13 protein-coding genes are annotated in these 16,968 nt (G+C 67.8%); 4 read left to right on the plus strand and 9 right to left on the minus strand.

Annotation, left to right across the window (positions count from 1 at the left end; all coding sequences use genetic code 11):
- Positions 1-158 precede the first annotated feature (158 nt).
- The gene (glmU, locus tag BW39_RS04610) at positions 159-1,589 is read right to left on the minus strand and encodes a bifunctional UDP-N-acetylglucosamine diphosphorylase/glucosamine-1-phosphate N-acetyltransferase GlmU (protein ID WP_034397314.1); all 1,431 of its coding nucleotides are present in this window, start codon (positions 1,587-1,589) and stop codon (positions 159-161) included.
- A gap of 104 nt (positions 1,590-1,693) precedes the next feature.
- Between glmU and BW39_RS04615 the strand changes: the two genes are divergently transcribed.
- Positions 1,694-2,668: a LysR substrate-binding domain-containing protein gene (locus BW39_RS04615; protein WP_043820185.1), complete on the plus strand. Its 975-nt coding sequence runs from the start codon at positions 1,694-1,696 to the stop codon at positions 2,666-2,668.
- A 154-nt stretch (positions 2,669-2,822) separates the two neighbouring features.
- Here BW39_RS04615 and tyrS read toward each other — a convergent pair whose 3' ends face one another.
- Positions 2,823-4,055, minus strand: a complete 1,233-nt coding sequence (tyrS, locus tag BW39_RS04620) for a tyrosine--tRNA ligase (RefSeq protein ID WP_012207702.1) — start codon at positions 4,053-4,055, stop codon at positions 2,823-2,825.
- A 167-nt stretch (positions 4,056-4,222) separates the two neighbouring features.
- On the opposite strand from tyrS, the gene BW39_RS04625 reads away from it, so the two are divergent.
- Both BW39_RS04625 and BW39_RS04630 read left to right on the plus strand, forming a co-directional pair.
- Positions 4,223-5,617 (plus strand): peptidoglycan DD-metalloendopeptidase family protein, encoded by a 1,395-nt coding sequence (locus BW39_RS04625; protein WP_012207703.1) that lies wholly within the window; start codon positions 4,223-4,225, stop codon positions 5,615-5,617.
- 105 nt (positions 5,618-5,722) lie between these two features.
- Positions 5,723-6,871, plus strand: a complete 1,149-nt coding sequence (locus tag BW39_RS04630; protein ID WP_043820187.1) for an anhydro-N-acetylmuramic acid kinase — start codon at positions 5,723-5,725, stop codon at positions 6,869-6,871.
- Between the two features lie 197 nt (positions 6,872-7,068).
- Here the strand turns inward: BW39_RS04630 and BW39_RS04635 are convergent, their stop codons facing one another.
- From BW39_RS04635 to rplM, 7 genes are all read right to left on the minus strand, one after another.
- Positions 7,069-8,367 (minus strand): NCS2 family permease, encoded by a 1,299-nt coding sequence (locus BW39_RS04635; protein WP_013800453.1) that lies wholly within the window; start codon positions 8,365-8,367, stop codon positions 7,069-7,071.
- 176 nt (positions 8,368-8,543) lie between these two features.
- The gene (gene xdhB / locus BW39_RS04640) at positions 8,544-10,970 is read right to left on the minus strand and encodes a xanthine dehydrogenase molybdopterin binding subunit (protein WP_016448453.1); all 2,427 of its coding nucleotides are present in this window, start codon (positions 10,968-10,970) and stop codon (positions 8,544-8,546) included.
- 1 nt (position 10,971) lies between these two features.
- Entirely contained in the window at positions 10,972-12,585 is a 1,614-nt protein-coding gene (gene xdhA, locus BW39_RS04645) for a xanthine dehydrogenase small subunit (protein ID WP_043820189.1), read from the minus strand.
- A 279-nt stretch (positions 12,586-12,864) separates the two neighbouring features.
- Positions 12,865-14,307: a multidrug transporter subunit MdtD gene (gene mdtD, locus BW39_RS04650; protein WP_043820192.1), complete on the minus strand. Its 1,443-nt coding sequence runs from the start codon at positions 14,305-14,307 to the stop codon at positions 12,865-12,867.
- A gap of 116 nt (positions 14,308-14,423) precedes the next feature.
- The gene (erpA, locus tag BW39_RS04655; RefSeq protein WP_013800449.1) at positions 14,424-14,798 is read right to left on the minus strand and encodes an iron-sulfur cluster insertion protein ErpA; all 375 of its coding nucleotides are present in this window, start codon (positions 14,796-14,798) and stop codon (positions 14,424-14,426) included.
- 214 nt (positions 14,799-15,012) lie between these two features.
- Positions 15,013-15,405 carry a 30S ribosomal protein S9 gene (gene rpsI, locus BW39_RS04660; protein WP_012207710.1) on the minus strand — a complete coding sequence of 131 codons (393 nt, stop codon included), beginning with the start codon at positions 15,403-15,405 and terminating at the stop codon, positions 15,013-15,015.
- Between the two features lie 10 nt (positions 15,406-15,415).
- The gene (gene rplM, locus BW39_RS04665) at positions 15,416-15,844 is read right to left on the minus strand and encodes a 50S ribosomal protein L13 (RefSeq protein WP_012207711.1); all 429 of its coding nucleotides are present in this window, start codon (positions 15,842-15,844) and stop codon (positions 15,416-15,418) included.
- Between the two features lie 246 nt (positions 15,845-16,090).
- Between rplM and BW39_RS04670 the strand changes: the two genes are divergently transcribed.
- Positions 16,091-16,963 (plus strand): 23S rRNA (adenine(2030)-N(6))-methyltransferase RlmJ, encoded by an 873-nt coding sequence (locus tag BW39_RS04670; RefSeq protein WP_012207712.1) that lies wholly within the window; start codon positions 16,091-16,093, stop codon positions 16,961-16,963.
- Positions 16,964-16,968 lie beyond the last annotated feature (5 nt).

Below are 16,968 nucleotides of genomic sequence, written 5' to 3' on the forward strand. Positions count from 1 at the left end.
TCCCCGCACGCTGCAGGTCGGCGGCGGGGTCGGGGGGCGGATGGGGTGCGAAAGGTTCCGTCATGGCATGGACAGGGTCAGGAGATTCGGCAAATCGGCGTACCCCGTACGGGACCCGCCGGCGATGCGGGCCCTCGAGCCCACGTGTCTCGGAAGTCTCAGGACTTGGGCAGTTTGACTGGGCGCTTCCAGCTGGTGATGCTCACCTGCCTGCCCCGCGATACCGTGAGCACGCCGGGCTCGGTGCTCTTGGTGACCGTGGAGCCGCCGCCCACCGTGCCACCCGCGCCAATGGTGACGGGCGCCACCAGCACGCAGTTGCTGCCGATGTGCACGTCGGCCTCGATCACCGTGCGGTGCTTGTTCACGCCGTCGTAGTTCGCCGTGATGGAGCCGGCGCCGTAGTTGACGCGCTCGCCCACCGTGGCATCGCCCAGGTAGGCCAGGTGGTTGGCCTTGGCGCCATCGGCCAGCACGGAGTTCTTGACCTCGACGAAGTTGCCGATGTGCACTTCGCGGCCCAGTTGCGCTCCGGGGCGCAGGCGCGCAAACGGGCCGACCAGGGCGCCCTCGCCCACGCTGACGCCGGCCTTCTCGCCATCGACATGCGTGTACGGATGGAGGACGGCGCCCGCCGCAATCGTGGCGTTGGCAATGCTGCAATAGGCGCCGATGCGCGCACCTTCGCCAATCTCCACATGGCCGCTGAAGATGCAGCCCACGTCGATCTCCACATCCTGCCCGCAGGCCAGGCGTGCAGCGCGGCCCGTGCGCGGGTCGTCGCGCAGGTCAAAGCGCGCGGGGTCGGCCAGGCGCACGCCCTGCTCCATCAGCGCACGGGCCTGGGCGCCCTGGTGGGCGCGCTCCAGCTCGGCCAGTTGCAGCGGGCTGTTGACGCCCGCCACCTGCACCGGGTCGGCAATGCAGTGCGCGACCACGGGCACGCCGTCGGCCACGGCCATGGCGACCACGTCGGTCAGGTAGTACTCGCCCTGGGCGTTGTCATTGGTCAGGCGGGCCAGCCAGCCGGCCAGGTGGCGGGCCGGCACGGCCATGATGCCGCTGTAGATTTCCTGGATGGCGCGCTGGGCGTCATTGGCATCCTTTTGCTCGACGATGCGCTGCACCGTGCCGTCTTCGCCGCGCACGATGCGGCCATATCCCGTGGGATCGGGCAGGCGCACGGTCAGCAGCGCCAGCCGCTGGCCATCGGCCGCATCGACCAGGGCGCGCAGCGTGTCGGCCTGCGTCAGCGGCACATCGCCCGAGAGCACGATGACCATGCCGTCGCCCGCCAGCGCGGGCACGGCCTGCTGCACCGCGTGGCCCGTGCCCAGCTGCGGCTCCTGGCGCACGAACTTCAGCGCCATGGAGCCGCCCTGGCAGGCCGCCGCCATGGCGGGCTCCACCTGGTCCGCGCCGTGGCCCGTGACCACCACGGCCGAGCGCGCATCCAGCTGCGCCGCCGTGGACAGCACATGGCCCAGCAACGGGCGCCCCGCCAGGCGCTGCAGGACTTTGGGAAGGCGGCTTTTCATGCGCGTGCCCTTGCCCGCGGCCATGATGACGAGATCCAGAGGTGCTGTCATAGGTGATTCATCCAAAACGCCAGAACCTGTGCCGGCAACGCCGCCGATTATCTGCCCGCCAAGGGCTGCGGCCGGTCACACGATTGACGTATGCTGGCGGCGCCATGCCCCATGCCACCACTGCACCCGTTCCCCTGCTGCGCACACGCGCCATCGGAGCCGGCCATCTGCGTGCCTTCCTGGCCGTGGCCCGGCACCTGAATTTCCGCGCGGCAGCCGACGAGCTGTCGCTGACGCAGTCGGCCGTGAGCCGCCAGATCCAGTCGCTGGAGGATGAAGTCGGCGTGCCGCTGTTCCTGCGCCACACGCGCGCCGTGGAGCTGACCGGGGCCGGCGCCCAGCTGCTGCGCTCGGTGGCGCCCGCGCTGGAGCAGATCGACGCCTCGGTGCGCCAGATCCGCCAGACCGTGGGCCGCAAGAGCGTGGCCATCACCACCTGGGCCAGCTTTGCCGCCATGTGGCTGATCCCGCGCCTGGAGTCCTTCCAGCGCGCCTGGCCCGATATCGACATCCGCATCGACACCAGCGACACCGTGATGGACCTGGACACCACCGACGTGGACCTGGCCCTGCGCTACGGCCGCGCGGGCGACGGCTGGCCCCAGGCGCAGCGCCTGTTCGGCGAACAGCTGGCCGTGGTGGGCAGCCCGCGCCTGCTGGCCGGCGGCCCGCCGCTCAGGACGCCGGCCGATGCCGCGCGCTATACGCTGATCGAGACCGGCGACGCCCACCGCATGCCCCAGCTGGAATGGCTGGGCTGGCAGCGCTGGTTCGGCGTGCAGGGCTGCGACCAGCTGCAGCCGCCGCGCTGGCTGTACTTCAACTACGCCCACCAGATCGTGCAGGCCGCACTGGCCGGACAGGGCTTGGCGATTGCGCGGCTGCCGCTGGTGGCCGATGCGCTGGCGGCTGGCGATCTGGTCGAGGTGCTGCCCGCGCACCGGCTGGAATCGCCGCTGGCCTACTGGCTGATCGTGGGCCCGCGCAGCGCCGCGCGTCCCGAGGTGGCCGCCTTCTGCCGGTGGCTGCAGGAGCAGGCCGAGGTCACGCGCGAAACCGTCGAATCGCCCCCGGCTTGAAAAATGCCCCCCCCACGCTCCCCTTGCTGCGCAAGGTCCGCTGCCCCCCGAGGGGGCCGTTTTCATCTTGGTGCGGCCCGGCGATGAAAAAAGGACGCGGGCATGCCGGCGTCCTTCATTCCTGTGCAGCCGGGCGCATGGCCCGGCGCGGGCATCAGCCCAGCGTCACGCGCGCAAACTTGCGCTTGCCCACCTGCACCACATAGGTGCCGGCTTCGAGCTTGAGGCCCCGGTCGCTGATGGCCGTGCCGTCCACGCGCACGCCGCCGCCGTCGATCAGGCGGTTGGCCTCGCTGGTCGAGGGCGCCAGGTTGGCCTGCTTGAGCAGGGCACCGATGCCCAGCGGCGCGCCCGACAGGCTGACCTCGTCGATCTGGTCGGGAATGCCGCCCTTGCTGCGGTTGTTGAAATCCTGCTCGGCCGCATCGGCCAGCGCCGCGCTGTGAAAACGCGCCGTGATCTCCTTGGCCAGCAGCACCTTGGCGTCCTTGGGATTGCGCCCGCCTTCCACCTCGGCCTTGAGCGCGGCGATCTCGGCCAGGCTCTTGAACGACAGCAGGGTGTACCAGTTCCACATCAGCGTGTCCGAGATGCTCAGCACCTTGGCGAACATGGTGTTGGCGTCCTCGGTGATGCCGATGTAGTTGTTCTTGGACTTGGACATCTTGTGCTCGCCGTCCAGGCCCACCAGCAGCGGCATGGTGAGCACGCACTGCGTGTCCTGCCCATATTCCTGCTGCAGATGGCGGCCCATGAGCAGGTTGAACTTCTGGTCCGTGCCGCCCATCTCCAGGTCGGCGCGCAGCGCCACCGAGTCATAGCCCTGCAGCAGCGGGTAGAGGAACTCGTGCAGGCTGATGGAGCTGCCGTCGGTGAAGCGCTGGTGGAAGTCGTTGCGCTCCATCATGCGGGCCACCGTGTACTTGGCCGACAGCTCGATCATGCCGCGCGCGCCCAGCTTGTCGCACCACTCGCTGTTGTAGCGCACCTCGGTGCGGGCGGGGTCCAGCACCTTGGCGGCCTGGGTGTAGTAGGTCTCGGCGTTGACCTTGATCTGCTCGGCCGTCAGCGGCGGGCGCGTGCTGTTGCGGCCCGAAGGATCGCCGATCAGGGTGGTGAAGTCGCCGATCAGGAAGATCACCTGGTGGCCCAGGTCCTGCAGCTGGCGCATCTTGTTGAGCACCACGGTGTGGCCCAGATGGATGTCGGGCGCCGTCGGGTCCAGGCCCAGCTTAATGCGCAGCGGCACGCCGGTGGCCTCGGAACGGGCCAGCTTTTGCACCCAGTCCGCCTGGGGCAGCAGCTCATCCACGCCGCGCAGGGTGGTTTCAAGCGCTTGGCTTACACCGTCGGTGACCGGGTATGTTGTAACAGCAGATTGATTCATAAGGGTTTTTCGCCAGGCCGCGTAGGACTGCGTCGGTATACTCCGGGGATTTTCCCGCTGCGGCGAATTCTAGACGCCCGCCTATCCGCACCGCAGAGCGCGGACTTGTTGCCCGTCTGGAGAGCGTATCCCGCCGCTGCGATGCTGTCCGGCCCCCGCAGGGCCGGATGCGCGCAACCCAAGGATCTGATGTTGTGAAATATGGCTTGAACCATGCCAGCGGTGCTCTTGTTGCGCGGCTGACCTCCGTGATCCAGCAACACCCCAAGCGTGTCACCGCAGCACTGGCAGCCATCTTGCTCACGGGCGGCGGCGGTGCCTTCGCCGTGGCCAACCTGGGACCCGATCCTGCCGACCTGCCGGTGCGCATGCTCTCCACGCCCGTGGAATCGCTGGCCGAAGGCCAGACCCTGGCCGAGCTGACCGACAGCGTGCAGGGCATGTCCCTGTACCGGTCCGAATACACGCGCGGCAGCGACACGGCCGAAACCCTGCTCCAGCGCCTGGGCGTGGCCGATCCGGCCGCCGCCGCCTTCATGCGCGGCAACGACCAGGTTCGCCAGCATGTGCTGGGCCGCGCCGGCCGCCTGGTGACGGCCGAGACCACGCCTGACCACCAGCTGTCGCAGCTGACCGTGCGCTGGGCGCCCGACGAGGACGGCAGCTTCCGCCGCCTCGTGGTCGAGCGCAAGAACAATGAACTGAGCACCCGCATCGAGACGGGCAAGCTGACGGCCTCGCCCCGCCTGGCCGGCGGCATCATCCGCAGCTCGCTGTTCGCCGCCACCGACGCGGCCTCCATCCCCGACGCCGTGGCCATGCAGATGGCCGACATCTTCCAGGGCGACGTGGACTTCCGCCGCAGCCTGCGCAAGGGCGACCGCTTCTCCGTGGTCTACGAATCGCTGGAAGCCGATGGCGAGCCGCTGCGCGCAGGCCGCGTGCTCAGCGCCGAATTCCACAACAACGGCAAGGTCGTGCAGGCGCTGTGGTTCCAGGACGAAGGCAAGGCCAAGGGCGACTACTACACCATGGACGGCAAGAGCCGCCGCCAGGCCTACCTGACCTCGCCCGTGGAGTTCTCGCGCATCAGCAGCGGCTTTGCCATGCGCATGCACCCCATCCACAAGACCTGGCGCGCCCACCTGGGCACGGACTTCGCCGCTGCCACGGGCACCAAGGTGCGTACCGTGGGCGACGGCACCGTCTCCTTCGCGGGTGTGCAGAACGGCTATGGCAACGTGATCTTCGTGGACCACGCCAACAACCACACCACGGTCTACGCCCACCTGAGCCACATCGGCGTCACGCGCGGCCAGCGCGTGGAACAGGGCGACATCATCGGCAACGTGGGCTCCACGGGCTGGGCCACCGGCCCGCACCTGCACTTCGAGTTCCGCGTCAACGGCGAGCACCGCGATCCCATGACCATCGTCCAGGCCACCGATGCCGCCCGCCCCGTCTCCAAGGCCGGCCGCGCCGCCTTCGACAAGATGGCCGCGCAGATGCGCATCGAGCTGCAGGCATCGAACGAAGCACTGGCCCTGGCCAGCGAACGCTGAGCCACCGCGCTCCCATCCCGCAAAGGCTGCCCTGGCAGCCTTTGTTGTTTCAGGCGCATCCTTTTGTGATCGCGGGCCCCAGGCCGCAGGGCTACCATTGCCGGCATGAACCAGCCCATCCCCTCCCCCATCGCCCACCGCTACTGCATAGGCCTGATGTCCGGCACCTCGCTTGACGGGGTGGACGGCGTTCTCGTGGACTTTGCCGAAGGGACGCAGGTGCTGTGGCATGCCAGCCGGGGGTTCGACGCCGCGCTGCGCGCCGAGCTGCTGGCCCTCAACACCCCCGATGGCCGCGACGAGCTCCACCGCGCGGCGCTGGCGGCCAATGCGCTGGCGCGCAGCTATGCCGAGGTGGTGCGGGAACTGCTGCAGGCCACGGGCCTGGCGCCCGCGCAGATCGCCGTCATCGGCGCCCACGGCCAGACCGTGCGCCACCGGCCGCAGATGTTCGACGGCACGGGCTACACGCTGCAGCTCAACAGCCCGGCCCTGCTGGCCGAGCTCAGCGGCGTTGCCGTCGTGGCCGACCTGCGCAGCCGCGACGTGGCCGCTGGCGGCCAGGGCGCGCCGCTGGTGCCCGCCTTCCACCAGGGCGTGTTCGGCCGGCCCGGCGAGACGGTGCTGGTGCTCAACATCGGCGGCATCGCCAACCTCAGCGTGCTGGCTGGCGATGGCACGGTGCTGGGCTTCGACTGCGGCCCCGGCAATGCGCTGATGGACGGCTGGTGCCAGGCGCACACGGGCCAGCCCTATGACGACGGCGGCCAATGGGCGGCCACGGGCCAGGTGCTGCCCGCCCTGCTCGACCGCCTGCTGGCCGAGCCTTTCCTGCAGCAGCCGCCGCCCAAGAGCACGGGGCGCGACCTGTTCCACGCGGACTGGCTGGCCGGCCATCTTTCCGCCAGTGCGACCAGCGCCGCCGATGCCCGCCCTGCCGACGTGCAGGCCACGCTCACCGAATTCACGGCCCGCGCCTGCGCCGGTGCCGTGCAGCGCTTCGGGCGTGGCGGCGGCGAGCTTCTGGTCTGCGGCGGAGGCGCCTTCAACACGCAACTGATGCAGCGCATCGCCGCCTTGCTGCCCGGCGTGGCCGTGGACACCACGGCCGCGCGCGGCCTGCCGCCTCAGCAGGTGGAAGCCGCCGCCTTCGCCTGGCTGGCACGCCAGGCCCTTCTGGGTTTGCCGGGCAACCTGCCCGCCGTGACGGGCGCACGCGGCCCGCGCATCCTGGGCGCCATCCACCCCGCATAAAAAAACCATGCAAGGCATCCGCCAAGCATGGGCCCACCAAACATCTTGCCTGAGCCCAAAGCCTATGAAACTGGCGCGGCCCAAAAGCAGGGACGCCGAGCAAGAGCCGCCTCGCGGCGAGGGCGTCGTCCCCCTCCCGCGAAGCGAGAGAGGGCGCCGTGCATACGGGGGAAGGCGCGTAAGCGCCTCAGGGGGTGCTATCCGCCTATATAGACGAACTTGAAGAGGAAGACGCCGCCGATCAGCCACACCATCCAGTGCACTTCCTTGGCGCGCCCCGTGAACAGCTTGAGCACGGCATAGGTGATGAAGCCGAAGGCCAGGCCATTGGCCACCGAGTAGGTGAAAGGCATGAGCAGGGCCGTGACGGCAGCGGGGATGGCCTCGGTGGTCTCGCCCCATTCGATCTCGGTCAGCTCCTTGAGCATCAGGCAGGCCACGAAGAACAGCGCGGGCGCCGTGGCGTAGCCGGGCACCACGCCGGCCAGCGGCGACAGGAACAGGCAGCACAGGAAGAGCACGGCCACGGTCAGCGCCGTCAGGCCCGTGCGGCCGCCCGCTTGCACGCCGGCCGCGCTTTCCACGTACGCCGTGGTGCTGGAGGTGCCCAGCAGCGAGCCCGCGAAGATGGCACCGCTGTCGGCCAGCAGCGAACGGTTGAAGCGGCCCATGCGGCTGGGCACCAGCAGGCCGGCGCGCTTGGCCACGCCCATCAGCGTGCCCGTCGCATCGAACAGCTCGACCAGGAAGAACACCAGCACCACGTTGAGGATGCCGCCCGTCAGCGCGGACTTGATGTCCAGCTGCAGGAAGGTGGGCGCAATGGAGGGCGGCGCCGAGAACACGCCGTGGAACTCGTTGCCCGCGAAGAAGAACGAGGCCACGGTGACGGCGACGATGCCGATCAGGATGGCGCCCGGCACCTTCAGGCGGTCCAGCACCACGATGATCAGAAAGCCCACCGAGGCCAGGATGACTTCGGGCTTGTGCAGGTCGCCCAGGGTCACGAAGGTGGCCGGCGATGCGGCGACGATGCCCGCGCTCTTGAGCGCGATCAGCGCCAGGAACAGGCCGATGCCCACGGTGATCGCTATGCGTATGGACTGCGGTATGCCCTTGATGATCAGCTCCCGCAGGCCGAACAGCGTCACCAGCAGGAACAGGCAGCCCGAGACGAAGACCGCGCCCAGCGCGGCCTGCCAGGTGAAGCCCATGTGCAGCACCACCACGTAGGCGAAGTAGGCGTTCAGGCCCATGCCCGGCGCCAGCGCGATGGGATAGTTGGCGTACAGCGCCATGATGGTCGTGCCCAGCGCCGCGATCAGGCAGGTGGCCACGAAGACGGCCCCCTTGGGCATCCCCGCATCCCCCAGGATCGAAGGATTGACGAAGATGATGTAGGCCATCGTCAGAAAGGTCGTCAGGCCCGCGACCAGCTCGGTTCTTACATTGGTGCCGTGCTCACTGAGCTTGAACACCCGTTCCATCCAGTTCATCGCATTGTCTCCGTGTTGTTTTCGCATGCGGGGCGCAACGGTTGTGAAAGCGCCCAGGGTTGAGCACCGGCTGTCCAGGCCGGCACAAGGCATGGCACCCTGCCGGGCGGCCATGGACCTGGTGGCGCGCATCGCTGCGCGCCGATTCAAGGAATGAGGGGGCGGCGCCGGTCCGCTCAGCTCCCGGCGGCCTGCACGGCCTCGATGGCGCGCAGGATGGATTCAGGCGTGGCCGGCGACTGCAGCGGGGGGTTGCTGCGGTGCCCGCCCGCGGCCGAGACGGCGTCGCGGATGGCGAAGAACACCGAGAACGGCAGCAGCAGCGGCGGCTCGCCCACGGCCTTGCTGCGGTGGATGGAGTCCTCGAAGTTGTCGCCCTCGAACAGCCGCACGTTGAACACGGGCGGGCAGTCGTTGGCCGTCGGGATCTTGTAGGTGCTGGGCGCGTGCGTGGTGAGCTTGCCGCTTTGCGGGTGCCAGACCAGCTCTTCCGTGGTCAGCCAGCCCATGCCCTGGATGAAGGCGCCCTCGACCTGGCCCACGTCCACGGCGGGGTTCAGCGAGCGGCCCACGTCATGCAGCACGTCGGCGCGCAGCAGCTTGAACTCGCCGGTCAGCGTGTCCACCACCACCTCGCTCACGGCGGCGCCGTAGGCGTAGTAGAAGAAGGGCCGGCCCTGCATGGTGTCCTTGTTCCACGACAGGCCGGGCGTGGCATAGAAGCCGTCGGACCACAGCTGCACGCGCTCGATGTAGGCCTCGCCCACCACGGCCTTGAAATCCAGCACCTTGCCGTTGACGTGGACCTGGTCGTTGGCAAAGCGCACGTCCTCGGCGCGGCCGCCATGGCGCTCTGCGGCGCAGGCGGCCAGGCGTTCGCGGATCTGGCGCGCCGCGTCCTGCGCGGCCTTGCCGTTGAGGTCAGCCCCCGTCGATGCCGCCGTGGCCGAGGTGTTGGCCACCTTGGTGGTGTCGGTGGCCGTGACGCGCACGCGACCGAAGCCCACGCCCAGCTCATGCGCCACGACCTGGGCCACCTTGGTGTTCAGGCCCTGGCCCATCTCGGTGCCGCCGTGGTTCACGAGGATGGAGCCGTCGTTGTAGACATGGACCAGGGCGCCAGCCTGGTTGAAGTGCTTGACGTTGAAGGAGATGCCGAACTTGAGCGGCGTCAGCGACAGGCCGCGCTTGAGCACGGGGCTGGCCGCGTTGAACTCGGCGATGGCATCGCGGCGCGCGCGGTAGTCGCTGCAGGTCTCCAGCTCGGCCACCAGCTCGTGGATCACGTTGTCGGTCACGACCTGGCTATAGGGCGTGACATTGCGCTCGGTCTTGCCGTAGAAGTTGACGCGGCGCACATCGAGCGCATCGCGCCCCAGCTCGCGCGCCACCGTCTCCATGATGTTCTCGATGGCGATCGCGCCCTGCGGGCCGCCGAAGCCGCGGAACGCCGTGTTGCTCTGCGTATTGGTCTTGCCGGAGTAGCCGTGCATGGACACATCGGGCAGCCAATACGTGTTGTCGAAGTGGCACAGCGCGCGCGTCATCACGGGGCCGGACAGGTCGGCCGAGTGGCCGGCGCGCGAGACCATGGAGATCTCGGCGCCGAGGATGCGGCCCTCGTCGTCGTAGCCCACCTCGTACTCGTACCAGAAGCAGTGGCGGCGGCCCGTGATCATGAAGTCGTCATCGCGGTCCAGGCGCAGCTTGACGGGGCGGCGCAGCCGCGTCGCGGCCACCGAGGCCACGCAGGCGAACAGGGCCGACTGCGACTCCTTGCCGCCGAAGCCGCCGCCCATGCGGCGGCACTCCACATGCACGGCGTGCGAGGCCACGCCCAGCGCATGCGCCACCAGGTGCTGCATCTCGCTGGGGTGCTGGGTGGAGCAGTACAGGTGGACGGCGCCGTCCTCCTTGGGAATGGCGTAGCTGATCTGGCCTTCCAGGTAGAACTGCTCCTGGCCGCCCACGTAGAACGATGACTTCAGGCGGTGCGGCGCCTCGTCCATGGCGCGGCGCGCGCCGCCTTCATTCGTGCTGCGCGCCAGGTGCATGGGCGGCAGCACGTACTGGCCCAGCTCATGCGCCTGCTGGGGCGTGAGCACGGGCGGCTCGGCCGTGATGTCGGCTGCCGCCTTGGCCTGGGCCGCAGCCAGGCGCGCCGCCTCGCGGCTCTCGGCGATCACGGCGAACAGCGGCTGGCCCAGGTAGCGGATTTCGCCGCTGCACAGGATGGGGTCGTCGTGGATGATGGAGCCGCAGTCGTTGACGCCGGGAATGTCCTCGCCCGTGAGCACGGCCACCACGCCGGGCATGGCGCGGATGGCATCCAGCCTGAGCGCATTGAGCCGGCCATTGGCCACGGGCGACAGGCCCAGCGCACAGTGCAGCGTGCCGTCCAGCTCGGGCAGGTCGTCGATGTAGGCGGCCTCGCCGGCCACATGCAGATGGGCCGACTCATGCGGGCGGCTGATGCCCACGCGCTGGCCCTGGGTGTGGGCGCCGGCCTCGGCACGCTCGTCCACGCGGAAGGCGGTGTTCTTCAGGTAATGCGCAAAGGCCTCGGACGAGTGCAGCAGGGAGGGATCGATGGGGCGGTTCATTTCAGGCTCCTTGGTGCACTGCGTGGGGCATCACGCTCCAGACGCTGGTGGCCTGCAGCGGCAGCGGCTGCTGCGGACGTGTCTCCAGCCACAGGCGCTGCAGCAGGTTCTGCGCCACCTTGAGCCGGTAGTCGGCGCTGGCGCGCATGTCGGACATGGGCTTGAAGTCCTGGGCCAGCGCGGCCTGGGCGGCCTTCACTGCGGCCTGGTCCCAGGGCTGGCCCACGATGGCCGCCTCCGCCAGGGCCGCACGCTTGACCACGGCGGCCATGCCGCCAAAGGCCAGGCGGGCGGACTTCACCACCTCGCCATCGAGCTCGATGGCCAGCCCCGCGCACAGCGCCGAGATGTCGCAGTCAAAGCGCTTGCTGATCTTGTAGGCACGGGTCTGGCGCCGTGCAGCGTCCAGCGGCACGGCCAATGCCTGCACGAACTCGCCCGGTTCCAGCTGGTTCTTCATGTAGTCCAGATAGAAGTCATGCAGCGGCATGCGGCGCACGCGTGCGCCCTTGCGCAGCTCGATCTGCGCGTCCAGCGCCATCAGCACGGGCGGCGAGTCGCCAATGGGCGAGCCATTGGCCACGTTGCCGCCCATGGTGCCCGCATGGCGGATGGGCACGGAGGCAAAGCGCAGCCACACATCGGTCAGCCCCTCGAAGCGCTGCGACAGCGCGGACCAGGCCGATTCCAGCGAGGCACCGGCGCCTATGTACAGCTCGCCGCCTTCCAGGCTGCCCACGCCGCGGCGCTCCTCGACGCGCTTCATCTCGGCCACGTCGCCCACATAGACGATGTCACCCAGGTCGCGGAACTGCTTGGTCACCCACAGCCCCACATCGGTGGAGCCTGCCAGCAGGCGCGCGCGGGGCTTGGCCTCGCACACGGCGGCCAGCTCATCCAGCGTGCGCGGAGCGTGGAAGCTGTCCACACGGCCACCCTGGGCGGCGTTGGGCGCGGCGTAGTCCAAGCCGGCATCCTGCGCGCGCAGGCCCTGCAGTGCCTGCACCACGGGGTCGGTGGCCATGCGCGTGGCGGGCAGGTCGAACATGCGCTGGCCTGCGTCCAGGATGGGACGGTAGCCCGTGCAGCGGCACAGATTGCCCGACAGCTCGTCGGCCAGCTGCTGGCGCGAGGGGCGCGTGCCGGCCTGCTGGTGGTGCTCGTAGGCCGACCACAGCGACATCACGAAGCCCGGCGTGCAAAAGCCGCACTGCGAGCCGTGACAGTCCACCAGCGCCTGCTGCACGGGGTGCAGCTCGGCACCGCCTGCGGGCTTGCCGGTGGCACAGCCCTGCTTGCCGGCGCACTGGCCCTTGACGTCCTCCACCGTGAACAGCGCCTTGCCATGCAGCGTGGGCAGGAACTGGATGCAGGCATTGACCGTCTGCAGCTGCAGGCCGCCCACGGCGTCGGGCGCGCCGTCTTCGGCCAGCTCGGCGATGACCACCGTGCAGGCGCCGCAGTCACCTTCGTTGCAGCCCTCCTTGGTGCCGGTGCAGCGCGCGTCGCCGCGCAGCCAGTCGAGCACCGAGCGCGTGGGATGCGGCCCCTGTACCTCGACGATCTGGCCGCGGTGATAGAAGCGGATGGGTTGGGAACTGGGGCTCTGGCTCATGCTCGTGGGGGCAACTGCTGGTGCGTGGACTGTTCGGATCACGACTTACGCAAATTCCGAGGAAGAAAGCCGCTGGCCCTGTGGCGATGGCGTGTTTGCGTTCTTGCTTGCGTAAGTCCTGCGGATGTACCCGAGATTAAGTCCAGCCCCGCCCAAACGCATAAGACGGCCTCGATATTTCCTATGCGGACTGCCATATATCCTTGCCAAAAACAAGGGTAAACCCGCAACAAAAGTGTGGATTCCAGCGGTTCAGGGTTCAAAAGCTATGCACAGCCCTCACTCGTGCTCGGCCGGCTCCAGAGGCTTGGGCCGCACATCCTCATCGTCGCCGAGCTGCGAGAAGATCATGGTCGAGGCCAGCGTCACCGCGCCCATGCAGACAAAGGTGGCGCGGAAGGCATTGAGGGTGTGCTGCGGCGTGTCGCCGCCGAACCATTCGCTGAAACCGGCCAGCACCGCACCTGCGGCGGCCACGCCCATGCCCATGGCCAGCATCTGCACCATGGACAGCAGGCTGTTGCCGCTGCTGGCGTTGCCGGCATCGAGGTCCTTGAGCGTGACGGTGTTCATGGCCGTGAACTGCATGGAGTTGGTGGCGCCGAAGATCAGCAGCTGGACGATGACCACCCACAGCGGCAGCGCCGTGGAGACCGTACCGAAGCTGGCGATCATCAGCGACAGCACCAGGGTGTTGCCCATGAGCACGCGGCGGTAGCCGATGCGCTGGATCAGCGTGGTGGTCTGGCGCTTCATGGCCATGCTGGCCAGCACCGTGGGCAGCATCATCATGCCGGCCTGCAGCGGCGAAAAGCCCAGGCAGACCTGCAGCACCAGCGGGATCAGGAAGGGCATGCAGGAGCTGCCCAGGCGCGAGAACAGGTTGCCCAGCAGGCCCACGCGCAGGCTGCGCACGGCGAACAGCTCGGGGGCGAACAGCGGGTCGGGCCGGCGCAGCGCATGCAGCCAGTAGGCGGCCAGGCTGGCCAGGCCGAAGATCAGCAGCACGAAGACCATGGCGCCATGGATGCCCTTGCCCGACATGCTGTCCAGCGCCAGCGACACGGCCACCATGCCAAAGGCCAGCAGCGCATAGCCCACGCCGTCGAAGCGCTTGACGGCAAAGCGGTCGCCCACCGGCATGAAGCGCAGCGTGGCGGCCAGGCCGATCAGGCCCACGGGCACGTTGACCAGGAAGATCCAGTGCCAGCTCACGTACTCCACCATCCAGCCGCCCAGCGTAGGGCCGATCAGCGGACCGACCAGGCCGGGGATGGCCACGAAGCTCATGGCCTTGAGGAACTGCTCGCGCGGAAAGGCGCGCAGCACGGCCAGCCGCCCCACCGGCATGAGCAGTGCCCCGCCCATGCCCTGCAGCACGCGCGCGGCCACCATCAGCTGCAGGTTGGGCGCAATCGCGCACATCACCGAGCCCAGCACGAACAGCGCAATCGCCCACAGGTAGACGCGCCGCGTGCCGAAGCGGTCGGCCATCCAGCCCGAGGCCGGGATCAGCATGGCCATGGTCAGCGAGTAGGCGACGATGACCGACTGCATGCGCAGCGGGCTCTCGCCCAGGGCCTCGGCCATGGTGGGCAGCGCGGTGTTGACGATGGTGCCGTCCAGCGTCTGCATGAAAAAGCCGATGGCCACAAGCCATAGCAGCACCGAACGCGAGGAGGATGTGGAGGAGGCGGAAGCGCTTTTGTCTTCAGGAATCATGGCAAGGCAGGAAGGGCGCAGGCGTTAAAAAACCGCCTGCGCATTGCTGCGCGGCGGTTGGTGGCGTGTTGTGCGGCGGGCTGCTGCGGGCTTCACTGCAGCGCGGCCGACAAGGCTTACACCGAGAAGCTCGATCCGCAGCCGCAGGTGGTGGATGCGTTGGGGTTCTTGATCACGAACTGCGCGCCCTGCAGGTCTTCCTTGTAGTCGATCTCGGCACCCACCAGGTACTGGTAGCTCATGGCGTCGATCAGCAGCGACACGCCATTCTTGGTCATGGTCGTGTCGTCGTCGTTGGTGATCTCGTCGAAGGTGAAGCCGTACTGGAAGCCCGAGCAGCCGCCGCCCTGCACGAACACGCGCAGCTTCAGGTCAGGGTTGCCTTCCTCGGCGATCAGATCGGCCACCTTGGCAGCTGCGCTGTCGGTGAAGACGATCGGGGTGGGCATTTCGGCGGTGGTGGTTTCGGTGATTTCTGCGACGGCGCTCATGGGGATACTCCGAAGTTCTCAATTGGCCCGAATGGTACAGCAAAGGGCTCGGGAATTCCCGGGGCCGCCGGCTTGACGACAGTGCAAGTGGGGGCATTGGCCACCAACGGCGAAGGTGAATGCGAAGGGTTTGCATCGCCCAGAAAAAAACCGCCGGCAAAGGCGGTTTTTTTCTGGGGAAAGCCCCGGAGGACTTTCCTGCAGTGCCAGCGGATTAACGCTTGGAGAACTGCTTGGCGCGGCGTGCGGAGCGCAGGCCGACCTTCTTACGTTCGACTTCACGAGCGTCGCGCGTCACGAAGCCGGCTTGGCTCAGGACGGGCTTGAGCGCTGCGTCATAGTCGATCAGGGCGCGGGTGATGCCGTGGCGGGTAGCGCCGGCCTGGCCGGATTCACCACCACCGTGGACGTTCACTTGAATGTCGAAAGCTTCCAGGTTGCTCGTCAGAGCCAGGGGCTGCTTTGCGATCATGATCGAGGTTTCGCGGCCGAAGTATTCCTGAATGTCCTTGCCATTCACGGTAATCTTGCCGGAGCCCTTCTTCAGGAACACGCGCGCGACGCTGGATTTGCGACGGCCGGTGCCATTGTTCCAATCACCAATCATCTAGGTCTCCTTAGATTTCCAGAGCCTTGGGCTGCTGGGCGGTGTGGGGATGCTCAGCACCGCCGTACACCTTGAGCTTCTTGATCATTGCGTAGCCCAGGGGACCCTTGGGCAGCATGCCCTTGACGGCCTTTTCCAGAGCACGGCCGGGGAACTTGGCCTGCATGTCGCGGAAGTTGGTGGCAGTGATGCCGCCGGGGAAACCAGAGTGGCGGTAGTACACCTTGTCCAGGTTCTTGGTGCCGGTGACCTTGAGCTTGGAGGCGTTGATGATGACGATGAAGTCGCCGGTGTCAACGTGAGGTGTGTAAATGGCTTTGTGCTTGCCGCGCAGACGGAGTGCCACTTCGCTGGCGACACGTCCGAGCACCTTATCGGTGGCGTCAATCACAAACCACTCGTGTTGCACCTCAGCGGGCTTTGCGCTGAATGTAGACATGAGTTTTCTCTTTCAAGAAAGGTTTGGCGGGTCCTTTTCCGCGGTCGGCGCTTCTTCAAAAAGGAAGCCTCTTAGGCGGGGATGTAAACTTCGCCGCGGGACCCTAAAATCGCTGCGAAGCCCTCCATTATACAAAAACGGCAGGTCTTCGCCATCCCCCTTGCGCCGCCCTGTCTTCAGCGCCGGCCCCCATCCTTCAGCCGCCACGGGCAACCACCCGGCAGCGCGGCTGGTTACCATACGCCTATGTTCAGTTACCGCCACGCCTTCCATGCAGGCAACCATGCCGATGTGCTCAAGCACACCGTGCTGATCGCCACCCTGCAATACCTCCTCCAGAAGGATGCCGCCCTCACGGTGCTGGACACGCACGCCGGCGCCGGCCTGTACCGACTGGACGGCGACTACGCCAACAAGAGCGGCGAGTCCGCCGACGGCATCATGCGCCTGGCCCAGGCCAAGGAGGCCGAGCTGGCCCCGGTGCTGCAGGCCTACCTGGCCACGGTGCGCTCCTTCAACCAGGGCGCGCAGTTGCGCAACTACCCGGGCTCGCCCTTCATCATCCAGTCCCTGCTGCGCGTGCAGGAGCGCGACAAGCTCAAGGTCTTCGAGCTGCATCCCACCGACATGCGATCGCTGGTGGGCAACATTGCCCAGCTCGAAGCGGGCCGCCAGGTGGCCGTGCTGCACGAGGACGGCTTCGAGGGCATCAAGAAGTTCCTGCCGCCACCGTCGCGCCGCGCCCTGGTGCTGTGCGACCCCAGCTACGAGCTCAAGAGCGACTACGCCAAGGTGCTGGACATGGCGGCCGACAGCCTCAAGCGCTTTGCCACAGGCACGTATGCGGTCTGGTATCCGATCATCCCGCGCCCCGAGGCGCACGATCTGCCGCGCCGCCTGAAGACCATGACCACCAAGGCCGGCAAGAGCTGGCTGCACGTGGAGCTCACGGTCAAGAGCAACAAGACGTCGGAGCGCGGCGGCCTGCCGGCCAGCGGCATGTTCCTGATCAATCCGCCGTTCAATCTCAAGGAACAGCTCAAGCCGGCCATGCCGCAGCTGGTCAAGCTGCTCGGTCAGGACGAGAACGCGGCCTTCACGCTCGAATCCGGCGGCTGAACACG

The sequence above is a fragment of the Delftia sp. RIT313 genome (assembly GCF_000632165.1).
Taxonomy (GTDB): domain Bacteria; phylum Pseudomonadota; class Gammaproteobacteria; order Burkholderiales; family Burkholderiaceae_C; genus Comamonas; species Comamonas acidovorans.

Excerpts from the sequence above, each read along its gene's own strand:
- glmU (WP_034397314.1), bottom strand. The coding sequence starts at position 1,589 with ATGACAGCACCTCTGGATCTCGTCATCATGGCCGCGGGCAAGGGCACG.
- BW39_RS04615 (WP_043820185.1), top strand. The coding sequence starts at position 1,694 with ATGCCCCATGCCACCACTGCACCCGTTCCCCTGCTGCGCACACGCGCC.
- tyrS (WP_012207702.1), bottom strand. The coding sequence starts at position 4,055 with ATGAATCAATCTGCTGTTACAACATACCCGGTCACCGACGGTGTAAGC.
- BW39_RS04625 (WP_012207703.1), top strand. The coding sequence starts at position 4,223 with ATGCGCGCAACCCAAGGATCTGATGTTGTGAAATATGGCTTGAACCAT.
- BW39_RS04630 (WP_043820187.1), top strand. The coding sequence starts at position 5,723 with ATGAACCAGCCCATCCCCTCCCCCATCGCCCACCGCTACTGCATAGGC.
- BW39_RS04635 (WP_013800453.1), bottom strand. The coding sequence starts at position 8,367 with ATGAACTGGATGGAACGGGTGTTCAAGCTCAGTGAGCACGGCACCAAT.
- xdhB (WP_016448453.1), bottom strand. The coding sequence starts at position 10,970 with ATGAACCGCCCCATCGATCCCTCCCTGCTGCACTCGTCCGAGGCCTTT.
- xdhA (WP_043820189.1), bottom strand. The coding sequence starts at position 12,585 with ATGAGCCAGAGCCCCAGTTCCCAACCCATCCGCTTCTATCACCGCGGC.
- mdtD (WP_043820192.1), bottom strand. The coding sequence starts at position 14,307 with ATGATTCCTGAAGACAAAAGCGCTTCCGCCTCCTCCACATCCTCCTCG.
- erpA (WP_013800449.1), bottom strand. The coding sequence starts at position 14,798 with ATGAGCGCCGTCGCAGAAATCACCGAAACCACCACCGCCGAAATGCCC.
- rpsI (WP_012207710.1), bottom strand. The coding sequence starts at position 15,405 with ATGATTGGTGATTGGAACAATGGCACCGGCCGTCGCAAATCCAGCGTC.
- rplM (WP_012207711.1), bottom strand. The coding sequence starts at position 15,844 with ATGTCTACATTCAGCGCAAAGCCCGCTGAGGTGCAACACGAGTGGTTT.
- BW39_RS04670 (WP_012207712.1), top strand. The coding sequence starts at position 16,091 with ATGTTCAGTTACCGCCACGCCTTCCATGCAGGCAACCATGCCGATGTG.